The organism is Noviherbaspirillum sp. (assembly GCF_036846085.1).
In the GTDB taxonomy this organism is placed as follows: domain Bacteria; phylum Pseudomonadota; class Gammaproteobacteria; order Burkholderiales; family Burkholderiaceae_D; genus Noviherbaspirillum.
In genome coordinates this window covers 20,824-27,578 of record NZ_DAIUCO010000036.1, presented here as the reverse complement: position 1 = coordinate 27,578, position 6,755 = coordinate 20,824, and the positions used below count along the sequence as shown (strand labels likewise).

Sequence of the window (6,755 nt, the reverse complement as noted above, 5' to 3'; positions counted from 1 at the left end):
TTCCGCTACCTCTCCACGCGGTTGGTCACCCAAAACGGCATCCTGATGATGGGCATCGCCGCCTTGGCGATCCTGTTCTGGACAGGTGGCAGCGTGACGCTGCTTGTCGTGCTGTATTCGATTTCAGTATTCCTTACATTCGCGATCTCCTTGTTTGGCCTGTGTCTTTACTGGTGGCGCCACCGGAAGGAACTCAAGGTCTGGAAGAAACGATTCTCCCTCTCGCTGACGGGATTCGTTATTTGCGCAAGCATCCTCGCGGTACTTTTGGTGGAACGATTCGCCGAAGGAGGATGGGCAGCAGTCGTGATCATCGGCGCCATCGCATCGCTATGCCTGTACATCCGCAAACACTATCACGACACCAAGGATGCAATACATTCGGTCGACCAGGTTTTCGCCAATCAACCGTTTGGTTCGCATCCCGGGCCTGTCATTCCGGACCCCGAAGCACAAACTGCCGTGTTCATCGTGGGAAGCTCTCGCGGAGGTGGTCTGCATGCATTGCTTTGGGTGCAGCGCATGTTTCCAGGCCACTTCAAGAATTTTATTTTCGTCAACGCACGCACCGTGGATTCTCATGCTTATGGCGGAGAGGGTGCTGTCGAGCAAATGCGTGCAGAAGCGAATGCGACACTCAAATACTTTGTCGACTTCTGCCATAGCCATGGAATGGCGTCATCCGCTTATCTCGGTTTCGGAACCGACGTTGTCGACAAGGTAACCAAACTTTGCGAAGACATCAGCGCGGAATATCCGAACTCGATATTTTTCACCAGCAAACTCATTTTTGAAGACGACAATTGGTTCACCAGGCTCCTGCATAATCAAGCTGCGCTGGCAATACAAAGACGATTGCATTTTGAAAGCTTGCAAATGGTGATCCTGCCGATGAAGGTGTGATCGGACGACTGGCTGTTGAAATAGGATTAGTACGTAATGGGGGGTATTGCAAACCCAATAACAAACAGTCGTATATTTGATTTACTGCATTTGTTCGATTGTTGTATGTTCTCAAGTACTTGTGCGGCAAATTGGGCTCCGTGGCACGTCATCGATGGTTCTGGGAGAATAGTGGTTTGTTTTATCTTGGCAGTATTTTGGCCGATGCATGATTGCTATGGTGTTCGCCGTTTCTCATCGGTTGCCCGGCGTCGACAAACAGACAAGTTCGCTTCGTCTATAACAGAATTTAAAGGATTTGATCAAATATGACTTACACCGTCGAGGCGGTGAGTGCGGCCATGGATTTGCTGTTTCTGGTCGCACAGCAGCCTGATTTAGGCGTAACAGAACTCGCCAAGCGTTCCGGCACCACGAAGGCACGTGCTTTCCGCCTTCTCGGAACACTGGAGGAGAGTGGATTGGTACGCAGGAAAGAGCCACTAGCGACGTATAGTCTTGGCTACCGGGCACTTTTTATCGGTGCTGCTGCCCAGGAGCAGGTGAATATTACCAATTTGGCAAAATTTCATCTTCCTGAAATCGGGCAGCGCTGCAAAGAAACCGTGTTGGTGCGGGTTCGCGATAATCTGGAGACTGTATGCGTCGCATGGTGGGACGCGCCGAATGCCATTCGCATTCACACCCAGATGGGTGATAGGCGGCCTTTGTACGTCGGCGCGTCAGGAAAGCTGTTGCTGGCTTATGCGCCGGAAGACGTGCAGGAAAAGGTACTTGCAGCTGGCCGCGAACAATACACGGCCAACACAATTACCAAGCGTAGTCAGCTTGAAAAAGAGCTAAAGAAAATTCGGGAACAGGGTTACTCCGTGTCGTTGGCGGAAAAAGTCGCGGATACGATCGCAGCTGCTGTCCCGATACGTGACGCGACCAACAGCGTCATTGGGTCGCTTTCCATGACGGCGCCTGCCAGTCGCGTTTCGAAGGAAGAGCTACCGCACTACATCGACATTCTGCAAACAGGTGCGCAGGCGTTTTCGGCAGACCTGGGATATGTCCAAAAGTGAAACGCCGATCTAACTGATTTCCCGTCACCGCAATCGCGACCGGCTCACCACATTCCACGGGCTTGTCATTGTCGTTACGCGGGGCGTTGCAAAATCAAGGCGATGCGACATCGGCTTTCTGGCGGCATGACAATTGTCCTAAGCAGTGCCGCCAACTGGTGGCACTGCTCCATTGTCGGGCCACTTTCAATCGTGTCGACATGGTACGCATGTACTCACGTTTTCGATTCCGTCAAATCCCGACAGGTCTCTCAATCACTTCAACACGTCAGAAGCAACTGACAGGAAGTTGATCACTCGTACTTCTGACAGCTTGGTTGCAAGCCAGAACTGTCCAATCATCCTGCATAACGCCTCAGCACGTTTCATGCAGTATTGCTCCGGCCCAAAGACATTTCATGAACTAGCCCGCGACGCTTCGGAGCATTTTTCACCATGCGTTCATTCAATCGTTGAGATGCGGGTTGGTAATGACTGTTACCCACTTGGGATCCCTGATTCGTCAATTTCTGCAAGACAACAAAGTTCTTGACGTCGTATCGATTAGCAATATACTGTATCGCATAACGAAACGAAACGCTCGGTGGGTGAGGAACAACGTTCTGGTGATGCGGCTCACATTTTCGTTGGCGTTGCTTGCTTGCTTGCATACTCGAGTGAGCAAGCATCACAAAAGAACTCCAAGTTGAACATGCATTCCTTTTCAGCTACCAGTTCGAACCGGCAATTGGTGAAGTGCGGTCTGTCATTGGGAGAGTCGACTTATGTCATTCATAACCAATGGGTCGATCCTATCGGCTCAATCAAAGATCGATTTGGCTAACACAGAGCTTGGATATGGGTTGCTTGCCGTCCGGTTGTCCTGCCTTGTAACCCGATTCAATGGCATTTGTGAACGATAGATCCGTTCATATTCGTGCAAATCCTTCGTCAAGCGACTGCCACGCTTTTCTCGCAAATGAGCGATTCGTGGTTGCACATGCTGCAAACTCGTCATTCCCGTCTCATGCGTCAGCAAGCGCAGCTCATATCCGGCAGCCGTGCGGACCGATTCATGTCGTGATCCCAGCCTCCCTCCCGAACAGATGAGTCGAATGCCGCCCATTCTTCGCGCACTGGAGCACCGAAATTTCCGGCTCTATGCATTTGGTCATGGCGTATCGCTGATTGGTACCTGGATGCAGAGAGTGGCCATGGGATGGCTTGCATACCGTTTGAGCGGCTCGATCTCGCTTCTCGGCATGATCGGTTTTTGCAGCCAGGGAGCGGTGTTCTTTATCGCTCCATTTGCCGGCATCCTTGGTGACCATGGCAATAAGCGCAAGCTGATCACCATCATTCAATACATCATGCTGGGACAAGCCGTCGTGCTAACCCTGCTTGCATGGTTTGAATTGATCAAGCCTTGGCATCTCCTGCTTCTAGCGCTTACGCTGGGAATCGCGTCGGCGTTCGACGCGCCCTTGCGCCAGGCCATGCTGACGACCCTTGTCTCCGATAAAGCGCATTTGCCAAACGCGATCGCACTGAACTCGCTGCTGGTGAATGTGGCACGCGTAGCCGGACCGCTGATTGCTGGGTTCGTTGTCTCGGCATTCGGTGAAGCGACTTGCTTTGCCATAAACACGCTTTCATTTGCGGCAATCATCTTCGCCCTGTGGCAAATCGACTGGCACGATACACACTCTGCTGATGCCAGCATCAATTACTGGCATAGCTTCATGGATGGCGGCAGATACGTTTTGCAGATCGAGCCGATCCGAACCGGTTTTGTGCTGGTTTGCGCTGTGTCGTGGTGCATCGCGCCCTACATGACCTTGATGCCCGTGTTTGCAAGGGACGTCCTAGGGGGCGACGCGACCCTGCTCGGGAATCTCCTTGCGGCGTCCGGTATAGGTACCGTTGCAGGGACGCTGTATCTGGCCTCGCGGCGCAGCACGGAAGGGTTGGGCGGCGTGATTGCCATCGCTGCAGGGTTATCCGGTCTGGCCATGTGCGTCTTCGCACTGACAGCAACAATGCTCCCGGCGCTGCTTGCATTGGGTTTGGTTGGTTGCGGCATGACAGTGGCTGCGGCGGGCACTAACACCATCTTTCAGTCATTAGCCCCAGCCGAGATGCGTGGGCGGATTGCAAGCTTTTACATCATGGCGTTCATTGGTGTTGCGCCGTTCGGGGCGCTGGCAAGCGCGGCGATTGCCGATCAAACAGGGATAAGGCCAGCTTTTTTCCTGAACGGGTTGGCGTGCTGTATGGCTGCGCTGTGGTTCAAATCAAAGTCGGCAAGCAAACCGAAGGTCTTGTAAAGCAGTTGAAACGAAAATGGGCGGCACAGCCACCAGGAGTTTGGCAACGTGAAAACAATATTCCGTGTGGCCGGGATTTTTATGTTTGAACCTGTATGTGCGATTTCTTGCCGGTTTCCGCATGCGATCACCGAAAACAGGCCAGTTCCGGTTGTTGCAATAAGTAACAAGCCCGAAGCGTCTTTCCTTGAAGCCACCAAATATCACTTGACGTCGTATCATTCAATGATATATCGTATCATCAGTCGAAACATGATGGCGCAAATAGAAACAGATCTGGGCATCGTCCGACTCAGCGTTCGAGTCGGCCCGGGAGTCGCTATTTGGGTATCGTCAAAATGCAGGGCAACGCTGCTTTCATGTGTGGTTGGATGAATTCAGGATATCTGGGGCTGGAGGCGAACGCCAGCATACCGCCTGATGTTCAATCTCCGTCATGGCGCGCTCATTACAATTTGCGGAGTGGGATGAAAGAATGGTTGAGCTTCTAATAAGGCGCGCGCTGCAAAGTGCGTTGGTAGTTCTGATCATGTCGCTGATTGCTTTCGTCGGCATAAATATTGTCGGCGACCCGATTTACCTCCTGGTAGCACCGGATGCCAATCAGCTGGAAATCGAACAGGCTGCAAGGTCGCTTGGCCTGCACTTGCCATGGTACGAGCAATACTGGAGATTCCTGGTAAAGGCGGCTCACGGGGATCTCGGCACATCATTTGTCTTCAATCGTTCTGCCATCGATCTTATCGTTGAGCGAATTCCTGCGACACTGGAGTTGGCGGTGCTGGCGCTTTTTCTGGCTTTGGTCATCGGTATTCCAATCGGGATGTGGGCAGGACTCCGGCCCGGGACCGTCTTTCATAAGCTGGCAATGGGGTTTTCAATTGCCGGTGTTACGGTTCCCGCCTTCTGGCTCGGCCTCATTCTTATCCTCATATTTTCTGTGAATCTGGGGTGGCTTCCATCAGGTGGGCGCGGACCTACCAGTACCTTGTTTGGAATAGAGGTGAGTTTTCTAACTTGGGATGGCGCCAAGTATGTCTTCCTACCTGCAATCACTCTGGCCATGGCTCAGATCGGTCTGGTTGTCCGAATGACTGAGGCCGGTACAAGAGATGTCGCATTGCAGGAGTATGTCAAGTTTGCGCGTGCAAAAGGCGTGTATGGAAGCCGACTGATGCTCCGCCATATCGCCCCAAACGTAATGATCCCGATCATTACCGTTATGGGCATCGAATTCGGTCAGCTCATTGCTTTCTCCCTAGTTACAGAATCCATTTTCGCTTGGCCTGGCATGGGAAAACTTATTATCGATTCGGTGCTCACGCTGGACCGTCCAGTTGTCGTCGCATATCTCATGGTCACGCTACTCCTTTTCGTTGTGATCAATTTTGTGGTCGATGTCCTGTACATGATTCTCGATCCGCGCCTTCGCACCAAGACGGCTTAAAGCGTATGCAGGCAAGCGACAAAGGCAAGCACGATGGAAAAAAGTAAAACGGCGGCTGCGTTCACAAATAAAAACCCAGAGTCTTATGCACCTATGAACGATATAACTTCTCGACACTTAATTGACAGTGCAGGGGCAATTCTCCCTCCGCCTGAAACTCCAATTCAACGATTCTGGCGCCAGTTTGCCAAAGGGCGGGTCGGCACTATTGCGGCCGGATTCTTGTTGCTGCTTGTCGTTGTTGCACTGTTTGCACCGTTTATCGCTCCTCAAAATCCATATGATCTTGGTGTGGTGTCAATCCTTGAGGCAGAAAAGGGACCTGGGTCTTATAGCAATGACGGTCAGCACTATTATCTCCTTGGCACGGATGGTGCGGGAAGAGATGTCTTCAGCGCCATTCTCTATGGCTTACGAATCAGCATCGGTATCGGTGTTGCTAGTGCATTGGCGGCACTCATGGTGGGAACGTGCGTTGGACTGATTTCGGCGCATTTCGGTGGAAAGATCGATGCCGTCATCATGCGGATCGTAGACGTTCAGCTCAGCATTCCGTCGATTCTCATTGCACTTGTGTTGCTGGCTGCACTTGGTCAAGGCGTCGACAAAACCTTGCTCGCCCTCGTGCTGGTGCAATGGGCATACTTCGCCAGAAACGTGCGCGGATCGGCGCAAGTGGAGCGAAACAAGGAGTACGTCGAAGCAGCGATCGGACAGGGCCTGTCATCCTCTCGCGTCATGTTCAGACACATCCTGCCGAATTGCATGGCCCCGCTGGTGGTCACAGCGACGTTGCAGATGGCGCATGCAATTACATTGGAAGCCACCATGAGTTTCTTGGGGATTGGCTTGCCTCAAACGAAGCCTTCATTGGGCTTGCTGATATCTAACGGATTCGACTACATGCTATCGAATGAATATTGGATCAGCGTCTTTCCTGGAATTGCCCTTGTTGCTCTGGTGGTCTCGATCAATCTTGTCGGCGACCAGCTTCGCACGGTTCTCAATCCAAAACTGGATGTGTAGAGGAAT

General features: G+C 52.2%; 6 protein-coding genes. All 6 read left to right on the top strand.

Annotated elements, in window-relative coordinates:
• The first annotated feature begins 45 nt into the window (after positions 1-45).
• The 6 genes from V7080_RS06550 to V7080_RS06525 all read left to right on the top strand — a co-directional run bounded on the left by V7080_RS06550 (position 46) and on the right by V7080_RS06525 (position 6,749).
• Positions 46-903, top strand: a complete 858-nt coding sequence (locus V7080_RS06550; protein ID WP_334187601.1) for a hypothetical protein — start codon at positions 46-48, stop codon at positions 901-903.
• A 308-nt stretch (positions 904-1,211) separates the two neighbouring features.
• Positions 1,212-1,970 carry an IclR family transcriptional regulator gene (locus tag V7080_RS06545; protein ID WP_334187600.1) on the top strand — a complete coding sequence of 253 codons (759 nt, stop codon included), beginning with the start codon at positions 1,212-1,214 and terminating at the stop codon, positions 1,968-1,970.
• Between the two features lie 1,094 nt (positions 1,971-3,064).
• On the top strand, positions 3,065-4,276 hold the full coding sequence (locus tag V7080_RS06540) for an MFS transporter (RefSeq protein WP_334187599.1): 1,212 nt from the start codon (positions 3,065-3,067) through the stop codon (positions 4,274-4,276).
• Between the two features lie 48 nt (positions 4,277-4,324).
• Positions 4,325-4,651, top strand: a complete 327-nt coding sequence (locus tag V7080_RS06535; RefSeq protein WP_334187598.1) for a hypothetical protein — start codon at positions 4,325-4,327, stop codon at positions 4,649-4,651.
• Between the two features lie 100 nt (positions 4,652-4,751).
• The gene (locus tag V7080_RS06530; RefSeq protein ID WP_334187603.1) at positions 4,752-5,723 is read left to right on the top strand and encodes an ABC transporter permease; all 972 of its coding nucleotides are present in this window, start codon (positions 4,752-4,754) and stop codon (positions 5,721-5,723) included.
• A gap of 93 nt (positions 5,724-5,816) precedes the next feature.
• Positions 5,817-6,749 (top strand): ABC transporter permease, encoded by a 933-nt coding sequence (locus tag V7080_RS06525; RefSeq protein ID WP_334187602.1) that lies wholly within the window; start codon positions 5,817-5,819, stop codon positions 6,747-6,749.
• Positions 6,750-6,755 lie beyond the last annotated feature (6 nt).

Excerpts from the sequence above, each read along its gene's own strand:
- V7080_RS06550 (WP_334187601.1), top strand. The coding sequence starts at position 46 with ATGATGGGCATCGCCGCCTTGGCGATCCTGTTCTGGACAGGTGGCAGC.
- V7080_RS06545 (WP_334187600.1), top strand. The coding sequence starts at position 1,212 with ATGACTTACACCGTCGAGGCGGTGAGTGCGGCCATGGATTTGCTGTTT.
- V7080_RS06540 (WP_334187599.1), top strand. The coding sequence starts at position 3,065 with ATGCCGCCCATTCTTCGCGCACTGGAGCACCGAAATTTCCGGCTCTAT.
- V7080_RS06530 (WP_334187603.1), top strand. The coding sequence starts at position 4,752 with ATGGTTGAGCTTCTAATAAGGCGCGCGCTGCAAAGTGCGTTGGTAGTT.
- V7080_RS06525 (WP_334187602.1), top strand. The coding sequence starts at position 5,817 with ATGAACGATATAACTTCTCGACACTTAATTGACAGTGCAGGGGCAATT.